This window comes from Streptomyces sp. NRRL F-4489 (assembly GCF_001509485.1).
In the GTDB taxonomy this organism is placed as follows: domain Bacteria; phylum Actinomycetota; class Actinomycetes; order Streptomycetales; family Streptomycetaceae; genus Streptomyces.
In genome coordinates, this window is record NZ_LLZI01000248.1 from 1 (window position 1) to 20,442 (window position 20,442).

The 20,442-nt window shown below is 75.6% G+C and carries 15 protein-coding genes and 1 other RNA gene; 13 read left to right on the plus strand and 3 right to left on the minus strand.

The window, feature by feature from the left end; genetic code table 11:
• On the minus strand, positions 1–3,201 hold a 3,201-nt coding region (locus tag ADL22_RS36415; protein ID WP_324615607.1), incomplete at its 3' end, for an FtsK/SpoIIIE domain-containing protein.
• 514 nt (positions 3,202–3,715) lie between these two features.
• On the opposite strand from ADL22_RS36415, the gene ADL22_RS24650 reads away from it, so the two are divergent.
• The 4 genes from ADL22_RS24650 to ADL22_RS24665 all read left to right on the plus strand — a co-directional run bounded on the left by ADL22_RS24650 (position 3,716) and on the right by ADL22_RS24665 (position 9,281).
• Positions 3,716–5,359 (plus strand): serine/threonine-protein kinase, encoded by a 1,644-nt coding sequence (locus ADL22_RS24650; RefSeq protein WP_066983892.1) that lies wholly within the window; start codon positions 3,716–3,718, stop codon positions 5,357–5,359.
• A 179-nt stretch (positions 5,360–5,538) separates the two neighbouring features.
• Positions 5,539–6,816 carry a serine/threonine-protein kinase gene (locus tag ADL22_RS24655; RefSeq protein ID WP_066983895.1) on the plus strand — a complete coding sequence of 426 codons (1,278 nt, stop codon included), beginning with the start codon at positions 5,539–5,541 and terminating at the stop codon, positions 6,814–6,816.
• A gap of 124 nt (positions 6,817–6,940) precedes the next feature.
• A complete protein-coding gene (gene prfB, locus ADL22_RS24660; RefSeq protein ID WP_066983898.1) occupies positions 6,941–8,056 on the plus strand; it encodes a peptide chain release factor 2 in 1,116 nt (371 codons plus the stop codon).
• Between the two features lie 337 nt (positions 8,057–8,393).
• Positions 8,394–9,281 carry an LPXTG cell wall anchor domain-containing protein gene (locus ADL22_RS24665; RefSeq protein ID WP_066983901.1) on the plus strand — a complete coding sequence of 296 codons (888 nt, stop codon included), beginning with the start codon at positions 8,394–8,396 and terminating at the stop codon, positions 9,279–9,281.
• A 242-nt stretch (positions 9,282–9,523) separates the two neighbouring features.
• On the opposite strand, the gene ADL22_RS24670 is transcribed toward ADL22_RS24665, so the two are convergent.
• On the minus strand, positions 9,524–9,715 hold the full coding sequence (locus ADL22_RS24670; protein WP_066983903.1) for a hypothetical protein: 192 nt from the start codon (positions 9,713–9,715) through the stop codon (positions 9,524–9,526).
• A 273-nt stretch (positions 9,716–9,988) separates the two neighbouring features.
• Between ADL22_RS24670 and ftsE the strand changes: the two genes are divergently transcribed.
• From ftsE to ssrA, 5 genes are all read left to right on the plus strand, one after another.
• Entirely contained in the window at positions 9,989–10,678 is a 690-nt protein-coding gene (ftsE, locus tag ADL22_RS24675) for a cell division ATP-binding protein FtsE (RefSeq protein ID WP_066983906.1), read from the plus strand.
• 9 nt (positions 10,679–10,687) lie between these two features.
• Positions 10,688–11,599, plus strand: a complete 912-nt coding sequence (ftsX, locus tag ADL22_RS24680; RefSeq protein ID WP_066983909.1) for a permease-like cell division protein FtsX — start codon at positions 10,688–10,690, stop codon at positions 11,597–11,599.
• 67 nt (positions 11,600–11,666) lie between these two features.
• Positions 11,667–12,851, plus strand: a complete 1,185-nt coding sequence (locus tag ADL22_RS24685) for a S41 family peptidase (RefSeq protein WP_066983913.1) — start codon at positions 11,667–11,669, stop codon at positions 12,849–12,851.
• Positions 12,852–12,869: 18 nt separating this feature from the next.
• The gene (gene smpB / locus ADL22_RS24690; RefSeq protein WP_066983916.1) at positions 12,870–13,370 is read left to right on the plus strand and encodes an SsrA-binding protein SmpB; all 501 of its coding nucleotides are present in this window, start codon (positions 12,870–12,872) and stop codon (positions 13,368–13,370) included.
• Positions 13,371–13,516: 146 nt separating this feature from the next.
• Positions 13,517–13,886: a transfer-messenger RNA gene (ssrA, locus tag ADL22_RS24695) on the plus strand.
• 86 nt (positions 13,887–13,972) lie between these two features.
• Here ssrA and ADL22_RS24700 read toward each other — a convergent pair.
• Positions 13,973–15,226 (minus strand): MFS transporter, encoded by a 1,254-nt coding sequence (locus ADL22_RS24700; protein ID WP_066983919.1) that lies wholly within the window; start codon positions 15,224–15,226, stop codon positions 13,973–13,975.
• Between the two features lie 129 nt (positions 15,227–15,355).
• Between ADL22_RS24700 and ADL22_RS24705 the strand changes: the two genes are divergently transcribed.
• The 4 genes from ADL22_RS24705 (at position 15,356) to ADL22_RS24720 (ending at position 20,428) form a co-directional block, all read left to right on the plus strand.
• Positions 15,356–16,345 carry a LysR family transcriptional regulator gene (locus ADL22_RS24705; RefSeq protein ID WP_066983922.1) on the plus strand — a complete coding sequence of 330 codons (990 nt, stop codon included), beginning with the start codon at positions 15,356–15,358 and terminating at the stop codon, positions 16,343–16,345.
• Positions 16,346–16,587: 242 nt separating this feature from the next.
• Positions 16,588–17,124, plus strand: a complete 537-nt coding sequence (locus ADL22_RS24710) for a DUF4232 domain-containing protein (RefSeq protein WP_234430847.1) — start codon at positions 16,588–16,590, stop codon at positions 17,122–17,124.
• Between the two features lie 541 nt (positions 17,125–17,665).
• Positions 17,666–19,108, plus strand: a complete 1,443-nt coding sequence (locus ADL22_RS24715) for an MFS transporter (RefSeq protein ID WP_079064397.1) — start codon at positions 17,666–17,668, stop codon at positions 19,106–19,108.
• Between the two features lie 126 nt (positions 19,109–19,234).
• Complete coding sequence (locus ADL22_RS24720; protein WP_066983927.1) at positions 19,235–20,428, plus strand: uroporphyrinogen-III synthase; 1,194 nt, start codon at positions 19,235–19,237, stop codon at positions 20,426–20,428.
• The last annotated feature ends 14 nt before the right edge of the window (positions 20,429–20,442 follow it).

Genomic DNA, 20,442 nt, shown 5'->3' on the forward strand with positions numbered 1-20,442 from the left:
GGGGGTGGGGAGGGGGTGGTGGGCGCGCCATTCGGAGAAGGGGGTGCCGGCCAGGATTTCGGCGCGGCGCTTCAGCTCCGAGGAGAGCGCTTGGGCGAACTCCCGCATCCGCACGGGGTCGGACGCGGCCAAGTACGTGGTGACGTGCGGGAGTTCGGTGCAGGGACGCAGGCCCTCGCCGCGTTCGGGGCCCGCGCCGTCCACCAGGACCAGCGACAGCCGGTCCGGGCGGTCGGCGGCGGCCAGTGACGCGGCGAGCGACCGCAGCAGCTCCGTTTTGCCGGTGGCCGCCGCGCCCTCGACCAGCAGATGCGCGCCGTCCGCGGCCAGGTCGGCGGTCACCGGCCCGTGCGGCCCGGCGCCGAGCACCGCCGGGGCGGCCGGCCGGTCGGTGTCCTGCGCGGCCGCCCAACGGGCCAGCAGGGACGCCGGGGTGGCGCGCGCCAGCCCCAGTTCGTCCAGCAGCCGCGCCGACTCCGGCAGCGGCACGGCCGTGCGCGGGGCCGCCGCCCCGCCCGCCCCGCCGGCCGCCTCGGCCTCGCGCAGCGGCGCCAGCGCCCGGGCGAACCTCTCCGCCCAGGCTCCGGAGACCGCGTCCACCGTGGCCACCGTCCCGTTGGGCCCGGACCCCGGCTGGACGACCCGCAGGGCCGTGGCGACATCGCCGCTGAGCACCGCGACCGCCCCGCACTCGCCGAACGCCGGGCTCGCCACCCGCGCCGCCTCGTACGTCGCGGCCAGCGGGAACGCGGGCGAGGCCGCCGGGGTCTCCGCCAGGCAGAGCACATGGATGCCGGCGGCCGGCCCGCCCGCCGCCAGCCGCGCGGTGGTCTCGCGCAGTGCCGACGAACCGGGGTCGCCGTCCACGATGAGCAGGGTGTACGGGCCCTGGTGGCGGGCGGCGGCGGAGGCCACCTCGGCGCGTTCGGCGCTGGGCCAGCCGGGGCCCAGGGGACCGTCGTCCAGTCGGCGCACCAGTTCTGCCGTACGGGCCGCGGCCTGCTCCTTGTCGTAGGCGAGCAGCAGCCGGCAGTCCTGGCCGCGGGCCGGGCGGACGTGCGGCAGCCAGCCCAGCCAGGACCAGTCCGCGACCCGTTCCTCGGTGGGGTGCGCCCGGTCCGTGCTGATCAGCACGATCTCCAGGGAGCCGGGGGAGTGCAGCGCGGCCAGCTGGGCCACGGCGGAACGGGCCAGTCCGACGAGCCGCGCGCGCGGTCCGGCCAGCCCGAGCGCGCCGGCCCGGCGGAGCTCGACGGTGACCGGCGCGACCGTCCGGCCATCGGGCCGGTCGGCGGTGCCCAGGCGGACGGTGAGCGCGTCGGGGTGGTGCGGGCCCCGCTCCCAGAGCCGGGGGCCGGGGCCGAGGGCGGTGAGCAGGATGGCGGCGGCGTCCGGCCAGCGCTCCTCGGCGGCCGGGCCGGAGGGGGTGGCGCTCCCCGGGGTGGCGGGGGACGGGGCGGCCACCGGGGCCGAGCCCCCGTCGCCGTACGCCGCCTCCGGTCCGGGAACGCGCGGCTCGACGGCGGGCCGCGCCCCCGCCAGCCGGCGCGCCCAGGCGCCGATACCGCCGCGCCGGCCCGCCTTACGGGTCACCGGGTCGGCCGAGGCCGGGGCGGGCGTTGGGGCAGGCGTCGGCGCCGGGGCCAGGGACTGCTGCCCGCCGTGCGTCGCCCCGGGGGCGGGGGGCATGGCGCGCCCGGTTACGGACTCGTGCCCGGCGGGCCCGGCGACGCCGTGGTGCACGGCCGGCCCCGTTACGCCCTCCCGGACGGCCGGCCCCGTTGCGGCCCCTTGCCCACTCGGTCCGCTTACGGCGCCCTGCACGGCCGGCCCGGTTACGGCTCCATGGCCGGGGCTCCCGTATACGGCGGGGGTGTGGCCGGGAACGGCCCCGTGGCCAGGGGCTGCCTCACGGCCAGGGAACGGCTCGTGGCCCGGGAACGGCTCGTGGGCGGGCGGTGCCCCGTGGTGGGGCGCTGCCCCGTGGCCGGTGGACGCGAACTGGCCGGAAACCGCCCCATGGCCGGGCATGGCCACAGGAAGACCGGAACCGTCGAGGGGCGCGGCCTCGGGCCGGGCCTCGTACACCGCGTCGCCCGTCCCGTAGGAAGTGGCGGAGCCGACGCCGTACACCGTGCGCGCGCCAGGAACCGGGCCCGCCCCGTACGCCTCGTGGGCCGTGTACGAGGTGCCCGCACCGTGGGTCCGGCCGGCGGCCTGGGGCCCGTGGTCGTCGTACGCCGTCCCCGTGGGCGACGGCGGTTCGCCCGCTGCCGTCCAGGAGGGCGCCCCGCCCCGGGAGCCCGGTGTCCCCGCGGGATCCCCTGCTCCCCGAGCGACGGAGGTCCCCCGAACCGGGGTCTCGCGGCGGCTGCCACCCTCGGGGAACAGTCGGTCCGAGGGCGCGCCCCCGATGCCCGGGCTCGGCTGCGGAACGGCCGAGGACGCCCCGGGTGCGCCGGCGGGGGAGTGGCCGGGGCCGGTGTAGAGGGTGCCGGTGGTGGTCGGGGCGGTGGCCGGTGGGGGCGTGGCGGGGGCGGTGACGCGGAGGTGGCCCTCGCCGTCCGGGGTGGCGGGCAGGGCCGGGTCCGGGGCGCCGGGCGCGGAGCGGAAGCGGAGGGCGGACTCGCCGATGCGCAGCAGGGCGCCGGACGGCAGCGGGACGGCCCGGTCGGCGAGCTCGGTGCCGTCGACGGCGGTGCCGTTGGTGGACCGCAGGTCGGCGACGTGGACGGCGCCGTCCGGCTCGACGGTGACGGCGCAGTGCAGGCGGGAGACGTCCGGGTCGTCCAGGGGGACGTCGGCGTCGGCGGAGCGGCCGATGCGGATCTGGCCGCCGTGCAGCAGATGGACGCCGCCGGCGTCCGGGCCGGAGACCACGTGCAGCCGGGCGGAGCCGTGCCGGGGCAGGCCGTGGGCGGGGGCCGGGCCGGGGCCCTGGAGGGAGAGCACCGCGCCGTCGATCAGGGGCGGCTCGCCGAGCGCGGCGCGCTGCGGGTCGAGGCGCTCGGAACCGGCGTAGAGCACCACGGGCGCGCCGCCGGACGGGGCGCCGACGTCCGCGCCGGAGCCCGCCACGGCCGCCGCGAGGGAGCCGGCCACGGCCGCCAGGGCGGTCCCGGCGGGGGCCGTCACCAAGACGTCGCAGGCCCGTGTGGTGTGGCCGCTGCGCGGCCCGAGGACGGTCAGCCGGATCTGCATCGCCGTCAACGGTCCCTTCTGCCGGGTATCCGGCAGGGGCCGCGCTCGCTCCCCCACCGCACCCCGGGCACGTCGGCACGGACATGTCCCACGCACGACGCGACGGTGACCGCGCGCCCCCACCGCGTGCGTGCTGGGATGCATCCTCGCACCTGCCACTGACAACACGCCCGCCGACCGGCAATTAATGATCTTGATTGGTCGGGCCCCGGCGGAAAACCGCCGGCCGGCGGCCGGCGAAACGGACGTTTCCGATCAGTGGGCGTCGCGGAAGCGGTCAGGGGCGGGCGGCAGACGGGCCGCTGCCCGCCGGTGCCGCCCGGTTACGCGCAAGGCGCGCCCCTTCCGCCCCACCCGCCCCGAGCAACCAACCCTCCGCCACCCGCGTCTACCCGGGAGCCCGCCTGTTCGGCGCGCCCGAGATGTTTGTGCGACGGCACTACAGTGGGGCGGAGGGCCGCGAGCTGACCCAGCGGGCCGGGCAACGATCCACCACGACCAGGGAGCGCATGACGTGCGGCCGGTAGGCAGCAAGTACCTGCTTGAGGAGCCGCTCGGGCGCGGCGCCACGGGCACCGTCTGGCGTGCCCGCCAGAGGGAGACGGCCGGCGCCGAGGCCGCCGTCCCGGGGGAGCCCGGCGAAACGGTCGCGATCAAGGTCCTCAAGGAGGAGCTGGCGTCCGACGCGGACGTGGTGATGCGCTTCCTGCGGGAGCGCTCCGTCCTGCTGCGGCTCACCCACCCCAACATCGTCCGCACCCGCGACCTGGTCGTCGAGGGCGATCTGCTGGCGCTGGTGATGGACCTCGTCGACGGCCCGGACCTGCACCGCTACCTCCGCGACAACGGCCCGTTCAGCCCGGTGGCGGCGGCGCTGCTCACCGCCCAGATCGCCGACGCGCTGGCCGCCAGCCACGCCGACGGCGTCGTCCACCGGGACCTCAAGCCCGCCAACGTCCTGCTGGCCGGCGCGGACGGCAGCGGCGAGATGCACCCGATGCTGACCGACTTCGGCATCGCCCGGCTGGCCGATTCCCCGGGTCTGACCCGTACGCACGAGTTCGTCGGCACGCCCGCCTACGTGGCGCCGGAGTCCGCCGAGGGCCGCCCGCAGACCTCCGCGGTGGACATCTACGGCGCCGGCATCCTGCTCTACGAGCTGCTGACCGGCCGCCCGCCGTTCGCCGGGGCCACCGCCCTGGAGGTCCTGCACAAGCACCTGGGCGAGGAGCCGCAGCGGCCCGCGTCGCTGCCCGAGCCGCTGTGGACGGTCGTCGAGCGCTGCCTGCGCAAGCGGCCCGAGGAGCGCCCCAGCGCCGAGAATCTGGCGCGCGGGCTGCGCGCCGTCGCGGCCGGTATCGGCGCCGGCGCCACCCCGGAGCAGGCCCAGGCCGCGCTGGGTGTCGCCGCGCTGCTCGTCCCCGACCCGGATCCGGCCACCGTGCCCGGTACGGGGGCGGACGGCTCCCCGGGGGCGGACGCCGCCGCGCCCACCCAGGTGCTGCCGACCAGCGCGTCCTCCTACGACCCGGGCGCGCCGACCAGCGTCCTGCCGTCCACCGGTGCGCCGGGCGCGGCCCCCGGTGGCCGGGGCCCCGCGCCGACCCGGGCCATGCCGCCGGTGCCCCCGATGCCGGCGGGCACGCCCCAGGGCGGCCCGCCGGAGCCGGCCGGTCCGCATCCGTGGGAGTCCCAGCTGCGGGCCGCCCGCGACCGCAACGAGCAGACCCAGGTGCAGTATCTGGACCCGCAGGACGACCCGCTGCGCCGCCGTCCGCAGCGCCGCCAGGCGCCCGCCCCGGCCCCGCAGCAGCCGCCCTACGCCGCGCAGCCGGCCCCGTACGCGCAGCGCCCGCCGGCCGCCCCGCAGCGCCGCCAGGAGCCGCCGCCGCAGCGCTACGAGCCGGCCCCGCCGCCCGCCCGGGAGCCCCGCCCCCGGCGCGAGCCGCGGCAGCGCAGCGCCAATCCGATGCGGATCCCGGGGCTGGGCTGCCTGAAGGGCTGCCTGTTCACGGTGCTGCTGCTGTTCGTGGCGGCCTGGCTGATCTGGGAGTTCACCCCGCTCCAGGAGTGGATCGGCACGACCAAGGGCTTCTTCCAGCAGCTCGGCGACGTCTTCGCGGGTGTGCAGCACTTCGTACAGAAGCTCGGCGGCTGACGGCCCGTACGGACGGATCCCCGCGGCATTGTGGATTTGTCGACTTCCTGCCGGTGAATTCCGGGACAGAAGTGAAGGTTGCCGCCATTGGGGGCACTGAACCCGGTGGCGCCCGCGTAGCTTTGACGCCAACCTCAGCCCCCGCAGGACGCTCGGGGGCCCGACACGTCGGAGCAGTCTTGGCACGGAAGATCGGCAGCCGGTACACCGCCCACCAGATCCTGGGGCGCGGCAGTGCCGGCACGGTATGGCTGGGCGAGGGTCCCGAAGGGGCCGTGGCCATCAAGCTGTTGCGTGAGGACCTCGCCTCCGACCAGGAGCTCGTCGGCCGCTTCGTCCAGGAGCGGGCGGCGCTGCTGAGCCTGGCACACCCGCGGGTGGTCGGCGTCCGCGACCTCGTCGTGGACGGCGCCGACCTCGCGCTGGTCATGGACCTGGTCCGCGGCACCGACCTGCGCACCCGTCTGGAGCGCGAACGGCGGCTGGCCCCGGAGGCCGCCGTGGCGATCGCCGCCGACGTCGCCGACGGCCTGGCCGCCGCGCACGCCGCCCGGATCGTGCACCGCGACGTCAAGCCGGAGAACGTCCTGCTGGACATGCAGGGACCCCTCGGCCCCGGTGGCGCGCACCCCGCGCTGCTCACCGACTTCGGCATCGCGCGCCTGGTGGACTCCCCCCGCCGGACCCGCGCGACCAAGGTCATCGGCACCCCCGACTACCTCGCCCCGGAGATCATCGAGGGGTTGCCGCCGCGCGCCTCGGTGGACGTCTACGCGCTGGCGACCGTCCTGTACGAGATGCTCGCCGGCTTCACGCCCTTCGGGGGCGGCCACCCCGGCGCCGTCCTGCGCCGCCACGTCACCGAGAGCGTCGCCCCGCTGCCCGGTATCCCGGACGAGCTGTGGCAGCTGCTCCTCCAGTGCCTGGCCAAGGCGCCCGCCTCCCGGCTGCGCGCCCCGGAACTGGCCGCCCGGCTGCGCGAGATCCTGCCGGGCCTTGCCGGGCTGCCGCCGCTGGACATCGACGAGCCGGAGGACGAGGCGCCCGCCGACGACCCGGAGGGCGGCGCGGCCGGCGCCCGCCAGGAGGCCCGCTACCCGGCGCTCGAACCCGAGGGTCCGCCGCGCGGCGCCATCCCCCTCGTCCAGGGCGCGAAGCCGGACTCCAACCGGGAGACGCACACCAGCATGCGGGTCCCCGGCCCCGACGAGCTGGCCGGCGGCGCGCACGGCACCGCCCGCACCCCGCGCGCCGCGGGCGAGCGCCGGGCGGGCTCGGCCCGGCACCGCTCCGCCCCGGAGGCGGTGCGCCGCCGCCGGCTCAAGGTGGGCCTGGCCGCCGCCCTGGTCGCCGCGGCGGCCGCGGTCGGCGGCTGGCTGGCCTGGGGCGGCGACGGCGGGACGGGCGGCGCCACGCCCGGCGTGCACCGCTCCGAGGAGCCGCCGCCGGCGCCCTGACCTGCGCGGGCGCGTCACGGCCCGCGCCCGGCGGGCCCCGGCGGCCCGCCGCGCACCGGTCCGGGGCCGCCGGAGCGGGGACGCGCCGGGACGGATTGTCGGTGCCAGCCGTTAGGCTGGGTGCGTGGCAGTCGTCGATGTATCCGAAGAGCTGAAGTCCCTCTCCTCGACCATGGGGTCGATCGAGGCCGTCCTGGACCTCGACAAGATGAGGGCAGATATCGCCGTGCTCGAGGAGCAGGCAGCGGCCCCGTCCCTGTGGGACGACCCGGCGAGCGCGCAGAAGATCACCAGCCAGCTGTCCTACCTCCAGGGCCAGCTGCGCCGCGCCGAGGAGCTGCGCGGCCGCGTCGACGACCTCGAGGTGCTCTTCGAGCTCGCCGAGGCCGAGGACGACGAGGACACCCGCGCCGAGGCCGAGCGCGAGCTGGCCGACGTCCGCAAGGCGGTGGACGAGCTCGAGGTCCGCACCCTGCTCTCGGGCGAGTACGACGCCCGTGAGGCGCTCGTCAGCATCCGCGCCGAGGCCGGCGGGGTGGACGCCGCCGACTTCGCCGAGAAGCTCCAGCGGATGTATCTGCGCTGGGCCGAGCGCCACGGCTACAAGACCGAGCTCTACGAGACCTCGTACGCCGAGGAGGCCGGCATCAAGTCGACCACCTTCGCCGTGCAGGTGCCCTACGCCTACGGCACGCTCTCCGTGGAGCAGGGCACGCACCGCCTGGTGCGCATCTCGCCGTTCGACAACCAGGGCCGCCGCCAGACCTCCTTCGCGGGCGTCGAGGTGCTGCCGGTCGTCGAGCAGACCGACCACATCGAGATCGACGAGAGCGATCTGCGGGTCGACGTCTACCGCTCCTCCGGCCCCGGCGGCCAGGGCGTCAACACCACCGACTCCGCGGTCCGGCTGACCCACCTCCCCACCGGCATCGTGGTCTCCTGCCAGAACGAGCGCTCCCAGATCCAGAACAAGGCCACCGCCATGAACGTCCTCCAGGCGAAGCTGCTGGAGCGGCGCCGCCAGGAGGAGCAGGCCAAGATGGACGCCCTCAAGGGCGACGGCGGCAACTCCTGGGGCAACCAGATGCGTTCGTACGTCCTGCACCCGTACCAGATGGTCAAGGACCTCCGGACGGAGTTCGAGGTCGGCAACCCCCAGGGCGTGCTGGACGGCGACATCGACGGCTTCCTGGAGGCCGGCATCCGCTGGCGCAAGCAGCAGGAGCAGCAGGCGAAGTAGCGGCGCACGCGGGCGCGGCGCGAGACGCGCGGAAGCACCGGGCAACTGCTCCCTCGAAGGGGGCAGTTGCCTTTTGCCGTGGCGGTTAGGTCACAGTCGTACGACCATGTATCGCCCAACTCATGGCAATTCAGGCAACAAGCCTTTATTCGGCCTTGACGATGGTCCGGGAAGTGGGAAGGCTGAGCGCGGCATGCGTGTGTCATGGGGCGCGTGCAGGAACGGGGAGACGAGTGGCCCGCCCGCGCAGCGGGGCCGTGGCGTGCGTGCCCCCATCGGTCGTTGCCCCGTGCGGCGGTGCTCCAATGACGAGTTCAGCTACTGGGGGTAGCACTACATGACGAAGAAGACGCGGCTGCGCGTGGCGCGCATTGCGGCCGGTGCGGTGATCGCGGCCGGTGCGTCGCTCACCGCGGCGGGCGCGGCGTCCGCGGCCGGTACGAGCCCCACCGAGGGGCAGCACAACCAGAGCAGTGGGGCTATCGGCGGGTTCCTCAACCTCTTCGGCGGCACCAGCATCGGTGGCGGCGACAACGGTGGCGACAGCGGCGGCCAGGAGATCGGCGGCCAGGACACCGGTGGTCAGGAGATCGGTGGCCAGGACTCCGGTGGCCAGGAGATCGGCGGTCAGGACACCGGCGGTCCGTCCACCGGCGGCGAGTCCGGCGGTGAGTCGGGCGCCCAGACCGGTGGCCAGAGCGGTGGCCAGTCGGGCGGCGAGTCCGGTGGCCAGTCGGGTGGCCAGAGCGGCGGTCAGTCCGGCGGCGAGTCCGGCGGCCAGTCGGGCGGCCAGTCCGGTGGTCACAGCGGTGGCCAGTCCGGCGGCCAGTCGGGCGGTCAGAGCGGTGGCCAGTCCGGCGGTCACTCCGGTGGCCAGAGCGGCGGGCAGACCGGCGGCCACAGCGGCGGCCAGTCGGGCGGCCAGAGCGGCGGTCAGACCGGCGGTCACTCCGGCGGCACCACCACCGGCGGCGACAGCACCGGTACCGGTACCGACAACGAGGGCTCCAAGCCGATCGAGCAGCCCGGCCAGGGCAAGGAGCAGGTCGTGGACACCCCCGGCCAGGCCAAGCAGCAGGCCAAGGGCGGCCAGCAGCTGGCCGAGACCGGTTCGTCCGGCACCACCTTCCTGCTCATCGGCGCGGCCACGATGATCGCCGGCGGTGTGGGCTTCCGGGTCCTGCCCCGTCTGATCAACAAGGGCGGCGGCGCGGCGGCTGCCTGACACCGGCGCGCGGTATGACAACGAGGGGCCCGGGACGCACAGCGCGTCCCGGGCCCCTCGGGCGTCCACCGGCCCGCACAGGGCAAGCGCCAAACCGCACAGAGCAAGCGCCAAAAAAACAAGCGTCAACGAAGACTTGACGAGCGGCGGTCACGCACCCTGCGCGCCGACGCCGTCACCCACCGGAACCGCCGCGGGCCTCACGCCCCGGCCTCGCACCGCGGGCCTTGCGCCACCCGGCCTCAGCCCACCTGCCGCAGCAGCACCGCCACCGCTATCAGCGCGATCAGCAGCACCGCCAGCACCACCGGGCTGAAGTGGCCGAAAAGGCCGCCTTGCTGCTGGAGCCGCTCCCTGCTGGCCCGGCACACGGGGCAGCGGCCCTCGCTCACAGGGGCCGCGCAGTTGGCGCACACCAATCGGTCGTACGTCATGCGACCTCCTCACCTCACCGCTCCAACGCACCAGGAGGCGCGCGGGTTCCCTCTACCACTGTGCCAGGTCCGCCGGCGTACGGCGCGCCCCGAGGGCCGCCGGCCCCCGCCCACCCGGCATTGTGCGTCTTTTGTCCCGTAGCGCCCATGCGGAAACGCCTCAACCCCCGCCGGCGACTTCGCCCCCACCGGAGGTTCGCGTAGGGTCACGCTCACCGACGGGAGCCGTGACCGGCAACCCGTACCCCTACCCAGGTCGACCGTGGTGCATCAGTGATCCGATTCGACAACGTCTCCAAGACCTACCCGAAGCAGAACCGCCCCGCCCTCCGGGATGTCTCCCTGGAGATCGAGCGCGGCGAGTTCGTCTTCCTGGTGGGCTCCTCGGGCTCGGGCAAGTCCACCTTCCTGCGGCTGCTGCTGCGCGAGGAGCGCGCCACCCATGGCGCCGTCCACGTACTGGGGAAGGACCTGGCCAAGCTCTCCAACTGGAAGGTGCCGCAGATGCGGCGCCAGGTGGGCACGGTCTTCCAGGACTTCCGGCTGCTGCCCAACAAGACGGTGGGGCAGAACGTCGCCTTCGCCCTGGAAGTCATCGGCAAACCGCGCGGCCAGATCCGCAAGACGGTGCCCGAAGTCCTCGAACTCGTCGGCCTGGGCGGCAAGGAGGACCGCATGCCCGGCGAGCTGTCCGGTGGCGAGCAGCAGCGCGTCGCCATCGCCCGGGCCTTCGTCAACCGCCCGCTGCTGCTCATCGCCGACGAGCCCACCGGCAACCTCGACCCGCAGACCTCGGTCGGCATCATGAAGCTGCTGGACCGGATCAACCGCACCGGTACGACGGTGGTCATGGCCACCCACGACCAGCAGATCGTCGACCAGATGCGCAAGCGGGTCATGGAACTCGAGAAGGGCCGGCTCGTACGCGACCAGTCGCGCGGCGTGTACGGCTACCAGCACTGAAAGGACGCCATGCGCGCCCAGTTCGTCCTGTCGGAGATCGGCGTCGGTCTCCGCCGAAATCTCACGATGACCTTCGCCGTCATCGTCTCCGTAGCCCTCTCGCTCGGCCTGTTCGGCGCGTCGCTGCTGATGAGCGACCAGGTCGACACCATGAAGGGCTACTGGTACGACAAGGTCAACGTCTCCATCTTCTTCTGCAACAAGAACGACGCCGAGACCGCCGCCAACTGCGCCAAGGGCGCGGCCACCGAGCAGCAGAAGAGCGACATCCTCGCCGAGCTGAAGCGGCTGCCGCTGGTGCAGAACGTGCAGCACGAGACCAGTGACCAGGCGTACAAGCACTACAAGGAGCAGTTCGGCGACACCCCGGTGGCCGGTCTGGTGACCCCGGACCAGCTGCCGGAGTCGTTCCGGGTCAAGCTCAAGGACCCGACGAAGTTCGACGTCATCAAGTCGGCGTTCTCCGAGCGGCCCGGTGTCGAGCAGGTGCAGGACCAGCGGGACACCGTCGAGCCGCTGTTCCGGCTGCTGGACGGGATGCGGTACGCGGCGCTGGGCGTGATGGGTCTGATGCTGATCGTCGCGCTGCTGCTGATCGTCAACACCGTGCGGGTCTCGGCGTTCAGCCGCCGCCGGGAGACCGGCATCATGCGGCTGGTGGGCGCGTCCAGCTTCTACATCCAGATGCCGTTCATCATGGAGGCCGCGATCGCCGGCCTGATCGGCGCCGCGTTCGCCTGCGTCCTGCTGGTCGGCGGCAAGTACGTGCTGATCAACCAGTGGCTGGCCAAGCAGATCCAGGTCGTCAACTTCATCGGCTGGAACTCCGTCCTCTCGGTGCTTCCGCTGGTCCTCGCCATCGGCCTGCTGATGCCCGCGCTGGCCGCCTTCTTCGCACTGCGCAAGTACCTGAAGGTGTGACGTTCCGCCCAGGCGCCGTACGGTCAACTCGCCGTACGGCGCCTTTGTCTCACCTAGACTCACCGCCATGCCGGGCCCGTGTGCGTACGACCGGCCCCGCCGCATCCGCCGCGGGGCGGCCCTGACGTTGTTCCTCGCCGGGGTGGTGGCCGCGGGGGCGGTCACCGGCACCTGGGACGAGCGCGCCGCGGACGGCGCGGAGTCCCTCGCCCACCGCCCCGCCGACACCCCGGCCCTGGGCCGCGCGGCCGGTGAACGGGGCGCCGCGGACGGCAAGTCCGGTGCGCAGGCCGCCGCCGAGGCCGTCAGCCGCAGCGGCGACCGCTGGGCCGCCGTCTACAGCCCCGGTGAATTCGCCGATTTCCAGGATGCGTTGGCCGGCGCCTACGTGGGCGTCGGGCTGTCGGTGCGCCAACGGGACGGCGATGAGGTCACCGTCTCCCGGGTGCGGCCCGGCGGCCCGGCGGACCGCGCCGGGATCGCCGCCGGCGACCGCCTCGACGCGATCGACGGCCGGCCCGTGCGCGGGCGGCCGGTCACCGAGACCGTGGCCCGGCTGCGCGGCGACGGCCCGGACGGCCCCGGCGCGGGCCCGGCCGCCGCGGGCAGCCCGGTCCGGCTGGAGCTGCGGCGCGGGGACCGCCACTGGTCGGTGACGCTGCGCCGGGCCCGGCTGCGGACCCCGAACGTCACCGTGGACCGCCCGTCCGGCGGCGGCCCCACCCGGATCGGGATCACCTCGTTCGCCCGGGGCACCGGCGCCGCGGTGCGCCGCGCGGTCGCCGCCGCCGACCCGCGCCGGGGCCTGCTGCTGGACCTGCGCGGCAACACCGGCGGCCTGGTCACCGAGGCGGTGGCCACCGCCTCGGTCTTCCTCGACGGCGGACTGGTCGCCACCTACGACGTGCACGGCAGCCAGCGCGCCCTGTACGCCCGCGGCGCCGGCGACACCCGTACGCCCCTGGTGGTGCTGGTGGACGGCGGCACGATGAGCGCCGCCGAGCTGCTGTCCGGGGCGCTGCAGGACCGCGGCCGGGCGGTGGTGGTGGGCACCCCGACGTTCGGGAAGGGCTCGGTGCAGATGCCGCGCACGCTCCCGGACGGTTCGGTCGCCGAGCTGACCGTCGGCCACTACCGCACCCCGTCCGGGCGGGCGGTGGACGGCGCCGGGATCACCCCCGACGTGCTCGCCGGGGACCACGCCGAGCGGCGGGCCCGCACAGTATTGAGTGGCCTCGGTACCGGCGCCTAGTGCGAAAATGGCCGCACTATGGCTACCAAGGGCAAGGGCAAGGACAAGAACGACGGGCGCAAGCTCGTCGCGCAGCACAAGAAGGCGCGCCACGACTACCTCATTCTGGACACCTACGAGTGCGGTGTGGTGCTCACCGGGACGGAAGTGAAGTCGCTGCGGCAGGGGCGGGCGTCGCTGGTGGACGGTTTCGTCCAGATCGACGACCGGGAGGCGTGGCTGCACAACGTCCACATCCCGGAGTACGCGCAGGGCACGTGGACGAACCACAGTGCGCGGCGCAAGCGGAAGCTGCTGCTCCACCGGGACGAGATCGACAAGCTGGAGGTCAAGGCCCAGGAGTCGGGCCACACGATCGTGCCGCTGTCCCTGTATTTCAAGGACGGCCGGGCCAAGGTCGAGATCGCCCTGGCCAAGGGCAAGAAGGAGTGGGACAAGCGGCAGACGCTGCGCGAGAAGCAGGACCGCCGGGAGACGGAGCGGGCGATCTCCGCCGTCCGGCGCCGCCAGCGGGCCTGACGGACGCGGGGCCGGGCCGGGGCCGCGGCCCCCGCGGCGGGATCCGCGGGCGGTCCCGGGAATGTGCTGGCACCGTCGTGCGTTGGTCACGTACGATGGGGTACGCACCCCGACGAGGGTGCGGCACCACCTTGAAAAGAAAACATGGGGATGATCGGTTTCGACAGCGGATGTCGAAGCAGGGGAAGCGAGTCGAGGAAGCGGCAATGATCTCGTAAACCATATGCCGAAACCAATAATCGCCAACACCAAGCGCGATTCCTTCGCCCTCGCTGCCTAAGTAGCGACTTGCGAAGTGTCAGCCCGGGGCTGTTCCCGACCCGGATCCTGGCATCAGCTAGGGGACTGCACTTCTGAGCCCGGTCACGGGGTTCAGAAGGACACCAGACAGTGACTGAGCCCGTCGGAGACTTGTCCGCGTGATCTCCGGGGCCGAGAAAATCGCAGCGGACTGCACTCGGAGAAGCCCTGATTCCGCACCGTTGGACGCGGGTTCGATTCCCGCCATCTCCACTGTTGACGACAGGCGACGTGTGCCGCGCGAAGAGCGCGGGGCACGTCGCCTTCGTCGTTTCCGCCCCGTGCGCCGGGAGTGACCGCCGTCACCGCCGCCGGGCCGCGAGCGTGCCCGCCGCCGCGGTGACCGCCAGGGCCAGGGCCGCCGCGGCGGCCGGGACGGTGTAGCCGGCGGCGGGGGAGGGCAGCGCCTCCGCGGCCCAGCCGCCGGCCGCCGCACCGGCCCCGATACCGGCCAGCAGCGCGGTCACCATCAGCGTCATCCCCTCGTTCAGCCGGCCCGCCGGGGTGCGGGCCTGCACCAGCACGGTCCCGGTGACCATGGCCGGGGCGGTGGCCGTCCCGGCGATCAGCAGCGCCGCGGCCAGCAGCGGTACGGCGCCGGTGGCGGCGGCCGCGAGCGGCAGCGCCAGCAGCCCGGCCATCGCGGCGACGCACACCAGGAAGCGGCGCTCGGGCCGGGCCGCCGCGGGCCGCAGCCCGTACAGCAGCCCGGCCGCCCCGGACCCGGCCGCCTGGAGCGCGAGCAGCACCCCGGCCGCGGCCCGCACGCCGTGCGCGTCCGCGTACGCCAGGGTGACGACCTCCAGGGAGCCGAAGACCGCGCCGGTGGCCAGGAAGGTGAGCAGCAGCGGCGGCAGGCCGCGGGCGCGCAGCGGGGAGCCGGCGCGGCCGGGCGGCGGCGGGGCGGCCGGCGGTTCGGTGCGGCGCTGGGCGGCGAACAGCAGCCCGCCGGTGAGCAGCAGCGCGGCGCCCGCGGCGGTGCCGGCCTCCGGGGCGGCCGCGGTGCACAGCAGCGTGGCGAGCAGCGGCCCGAGCAGGAAGCACAGTTCGTCGGCGGCCTGCTCGAAGGAGGCGGCGGTGTGCCGGGCGGCCGGGTCGCCGCGCAGCACGTGCGCCCAGCGGGCCCGGGCCATCCCGCCGGTGTTGGGGGTGGTGGCGGTGGCCGCGTAGGAGGCGAAGAGGGTCCAGTCCGGGGCGCCGGCGCGGACGCAGACCACCAGCGACAGCGAGCCGAGGACGGCCAGGGCGGTGGCCGGGACGGCGATCCGGGCCTGGCCGTGGCGGTCGATGAGCCGGGCGGTGAACGGGCCGGCCAGCGCGGTCGCGGCCAGGCCGGTGGCGGTGACCGCGCCGGCCAGCGCGTACGAGCCGCGGCCGCCGGCGATCATCAGGACCGCGCTGACGCTGAACATCCCCATCGGCAGCCGGGCCAGCAGGCCCGCGGCGGTGAAGGCGCGGGTGCCGGGGACGGCGAAGATCCGGGCGTAGGGGGAGCGGCGGCGGGCCGGGCGGACGGGCCGGGCGGTGACGGGGCGGGCGGCCAGGAAGAGGATCATGCCTCCACGGTCGCGGCGGAACCGGTCCGGGGTCCAACACCTGGGCGGGCGCGATTGACGCGGTGGTGTTGTCAATGGGCGGCGGGGACGGGGGTGTTGGGGCCCGGCCGCCGGGTGTGAGGATGGGGCGTGCCGTACGACATCGATCCCCGGCTGCTGCGCGCGTTCACCGCGGTCGCCGACGAGCTGCACTTCACCCGGGCCGCGGCGCGGCTGTACGTCGCCCAGCAGGCGCTGAGCCGGGACGTGCGGCGGCTGGAACGGGAGCTGGGCGCCGAGCTGTTCGTCCGGTCCACCCGGCGGGTGGCGCTGACCGCCGAGGGGGAGCGGCTGCTGCCGTACGCGCGGCGGGTGCTGGCGGCCCATGACGAGCTGGCGGCGGCGTTCCGGGCGGCGCCGGGGCCGCTGGTGGTGGACGTGGCGGCGCCGGTGGGGACCGCGTACCGGGTGCTGGCGGAGGCGCGGCGGCGGCTGCCGGACAGCTGCGAGCTGGTCGCGCGGTTCCACAGCGGGCTGACCGGGGCGGCGGCGGAGCTGGCGGCCGGGCGGCTGGACGTCTCGTTCGGGCGGTTCGCGGGGCTGCCGGAGGGGGTGCGGGCCGGGCTCGGCCACCAGCCGGTGCGGCTGGAGCCGATGGCGGTGCTGCTGCCCGAGGGCCATCCGCTGGCCGGGGCCGCGGCGGTGCCGCTGGACCGGCTGGCCGGCGAGACGCTGTACGCGGCGGCCGGCAATCCCCGGACCGCGGAGTGGACGGAGCTGGCGGCGCGGCTGTTCGCGGGGCGGGGGATCGCGATGGCCGAGCCGTTCCCGGAGCTGGCGGGGGCCGAGGAGTTCGTCCGGGTGGTGCGCAAACGCGGCTGGTCGGTGCTGGCGAGCGTGGAGTTCATCGAGGTGCCGGGGATGGTGCTGCGGCCGCTGGTGGATCCGGTGCCGCTGTCGCCGGTGGGGATGGTGTGGCGGCGGGGGCTGCGGCATCCGGGGCTGGACGCGCTGCGCGCCGCCGCCCGGGAGCTGGGCGAGCGGGAGGGCTGGCGGACGCCGCCGGACGGCGCGTGGTGGCTGCCCGGGGAGGACGCGGCGGCGATGGGCGTGGCGGCGCGGGCCGCTGAGGGGGCGTGAGGTCCCGCGCGCGGCGGACGGGCTGGGCGTGCGGCCGTACGCGCGACGCCCCGGCCGGCGGGCCGCGGACCGCCCTGACGTGATCAACGTCTCTTTATGCGGGGCATATCCCGGCCGCCGCGCAGGCAACCAACGGATCCGAAAACGCTTCCTTACGGAAGGACAGCGTGCACGCGCGGCGCACGCGCCGACGGCGCGGCCGGGGTGCGCGTACAGGACGAACGGATAGAACAGGGGGAGTCGTGCAGCGACGTTCCGGACTCGCGACGGCGGTGGCCGCACTCACCTTGACCGCGGCCGCCTGCCTGGCCCTGACCGGCTGCGGCTCGGGGCGGATGGCGGCGCTGCACGCCAACTGCCGTACCAAAGCCCTGAGTTGGAAGGTCACCGTGCTCAAGGCCGCGCCGAACGGCGCCCGCCGGGAGGCCCGGCTCTCGGTCGTCAACAAGGGCTCGCAGCCGTGCGTCTTCGACGGCTTCCCCACCTTCGCGGTGCACGTCGGCAAGGGGCCGGAGTCGGATGGCAAGGGCCAGGGCCGCACCATGCCCATAGACCTCCGGCGCGGCGGCACGGTCACCACCAGCCTGCGCTACAAGGACCACGTGCCGGGGATGTCGCCCGCCGACTGCCTGGTCAGCAATGACGAGGTGGCGGTCGGCGCGCCCCGCGACCGGCACCAGAAGGTGATAAAGGTCCGGGACGAGCAGGGGCACAAGACCCGGATGAACGTCTGCGAGGAGACGGTCTGGATGACCCCGCCGGTCCAGCTCGGCGGCTGAGGCGCCGAGGCGGCCCCCCGGGGCGCCGGGCGGCTGACGGGGCCGCCGGCCGTGCGGGCCGGCCGTCCCCGGCCGGGGCGGTGAGGCGCCCCGGCGCGGGGTCCGCGGGGCGGCCGTGCGTCAGGAGCCGGACCGGCCGCCGGCGGTCCGCGGCGGTGGTTCACGCATCGCATCCCTTCCCTTTCCCTGCGTGTCCGGGGTCCGGCCTCCCTGCGGGGGCGGGTGAGGCGCCCTGGCAGGGGTGTGCGGCGACGGAGCGTGGCCGTACGGTCACTCCGTGCGCCGGATATTCAGGCTGGCAGCGTCAGGGGGCACGTGCCATTACCCCGTACGGGTGAGCCGAGGGGCGCGTGGGGCACGGCGGCGCGCGGGCCGCGGGCGGTACGCCGCGGGCGTGCCGCGGCGCCTCACGGTGTGCACCGGGCCCGCGTGAGGGCAAGGTTTCGCCCCGGTCACCTGTCGCCACAGGGCGGTAATCCGGGGTCCCTAGCGTCCTGGGCGACAAGCCGGTCCGCGGACCGGGCGAGCCTTGGGAGGCGCGATGACGGACCGGAAGACGGACGGGACCGCGGCGGCGGCCGGCGGCACCGGCGCGGACGGCGGCCGGATGCGGCGCGGGCGGCGCTGGATCGAGCACTGGGACCCGGAGGACGAGGCGTTCTGGCGGGAGACGGGCGAGCGGACCGCCCGGCGCAACCTCGTCGTCTCGGTCCTCACCGAGCACATCGGCTTCGCGGTGTGGAGCCTGTGGTCGGTGCTGGTGCTCTTCCTGGGCCCGGAGTACGGGATCGACGCGGCCGGGAAGTTCGGCCTGGTGGCGGTGGCGACGCTGGTGGGCGCGGTGCTGCGGGTGCCGTACACCTTCGCGGTGGCGCGGTTCGGCGGCCGGAACTGGACGGTGGCCGGGGCGCTGCTGCTGCTCGCGCCGGCCACCGCGGCGGTTGTGGTGGTGGCCGCGCCCGGGGCGCCGTACGGGGTGTTCCTGGCGGCGGCCGCGCTGGCCGGCCTCGGCGGCGGGAACTTCGCCTCCTCGATGACCAACGTCAACTCCTTCTACCCGCGGCGGAAGAAGGGCTGGGCGCTGGGGGTGAACGCCGGCGGCGGCAACCTCGGGGTGCCGGCGGTGCAGCTGCTGGGGCTGGCGGTGATCGGCACGGCCGGTACCGGCCGCCCCTGGCTCGTCCCGGCCGTCTACCTCCCGCTGATCCTCCTGGCGGCGGCGCTGGCCGCGCGGCGGATGGACAACCTCGGGCCGGTCCGCAACGACACCGGGGCGGCCGCCGAGGCGGTCCGGGACCGCCACACCTGGGTGCTGGCGCTGCTCTACCTGGGCACGTTCGGGTCGTTCATCGGCTACAGCTTCGCGTTCGGGCTGGTGCTCCAGTACCAGTTCGCGCGCACCCCGCTCCAGGCGGCGGCGCTGACCTTCGCCGGGCCGCTGCTGGGCTCGCTGGCCCGCCCGGCCGGCGGATGGCTGGCGGACCGGTACGGCGGGGCGCGGATCACGCTGGGCGCGTTCGCGGCGATGGGCGCGGCCACCGGGGTGGTGCTGGCCGCGTCGGGGACCCGTTCGCTGCCGCTGTTCCTCGCCGGCTTCACCGCGCTGTTCGTGCTGACCGGGGCCGGCAACGGCGCCACGTACACGATGGTCCCGGGCGTCTTCCGGGACCGGGCGGCCCGCCGGGGGCTGGCCGGCGCGGCGGCGGACGCGTACGGGCGGCGGCTGTCGGGGGCCGCGATGGGGCTGATCGGGGCGGTGGGGGCGCTGGGCGGGCTGGGCGTGGACCTCGCCTTCCGGGCGGCGTTCGCGGCCACCGGTTCCGGGGCGGGCGCGTTCACCGCGTTCCTGGTCTTCTACGCGGTGTGCGGGGCGGTCACCTGGGGCGTGTACCTGCGCGGGCCGGGGCGCGGCGGGCCGGCGGCGGCCGGGGACGGTGCGGAGCGGGACGCGGCGGCGCCCCGCCCGGTCGGTGCCGACGTCTGAAAACCGCGCACCAGGAGGCGGCTTCCGTAACGGGCGGGAAATACTGGCGCACCGGGTCTGTCATGTGCTGTTGGCAGGCTCACAACCTTGGGGCAGTACCTGGCGGGGCGGAGTGGGACGTAAGCGATGCACGAGCAGCAGGAGGACCGGCGGGCGGACACCGGGCGGCGGCCGGCGGCACCGGATCCGGGGGTGCGGCCGCTGGACGGCTTCACCGTCGCGGTGACCGCGGCGCGCCGCGCCGACGAGCTGGCCGCGCTGCTGGAGCGGCGCGGCGCCCAGGTGGTGGCGGCTCCGGCGCTGCGCATCGTGCCGCTGCCGGACGACGCCGAACTCCTCGCGGTCACCCGCGCGCTGGCCGCCGACCCGCCGGACGTGGTGGTGGCCACCACCGCCATCGGCTTCCGCGGCTGGATCGAGGCGGCGGACGGCTGGGGGCTGGGCGAGGCGCTGCTGGCCGGGCTGGCCGGGACGGAGCTGCTGGCCCGCGGCCCGAAGGTGCGCGGCGCCATCCGGGCCGCCGGGCTGACCGAGACCTGGTCGCCGGCCTCGGAGTCGATGGCCGAGGTGCTGGACCGGCTGCTGGCCGGGGACCCGGCCGGCCGGCGGATCGCGGTGCAGCTGCACGGCGAACCGCTGCCGGGCTTCACCGAGGCGCTGCGGGCGGCCGGCGCCGAGGTCGTCGGGGTGCCGGTCTACCGCTGGCTGCCGCCGGCCGACCTCGGCCCCGTGGACCGGCTGCTGGACGGCGTCCTGGCGCGCCAGGTGGACGCGGTGACGTTCACCAGCGCGCCGGCCGCCGCGTCGCTGCTGCGCCGCGCCGAGGAGCGCGGCATCCGGCCGGAGCTGCTGGCCGCGCTGCGGCAGGACGTGCTCGCGGCCTGCGTGGGCCCGGTGACCGCGCTCCCGCTGGAGGCGCTGGACGTGCCGACCCGGCAGCCGGAGCGCTTCCGGCTGGGGCCGCTGGTGCGGCTGCTGTGCCGGGAGCTGCCGGCCCGGGTGCGGCCGCTGCCGGTGGCCGGGCGGCGGCTGGAGATCCGTGGCCGGGCCGCCGTGGTGGACGGCGCGCTGCGCCCGGTGCCGCCCGCCGGGATGGCGCTGCTGCGCGCCCTGGCCCGGCGCCCCGGCTGGGTGGTGGCCCGCTCCGAGCTGCTGCGGGCGCTGCCGGGCGCGGGCCGGGACGAGCACGCGGTGGAGACCGCGATGGCGCGGCTGCGGACCGCGCTGGGCGAGCCCCGGCTGATCCAGACGGTGGTCAAGCGCGGCTACCGGCTGGCCCTGGACCCGGCGGCGGTCAGCGGGAAGTACGCCGCCGGGTAGCCGGGGCGGGCGGT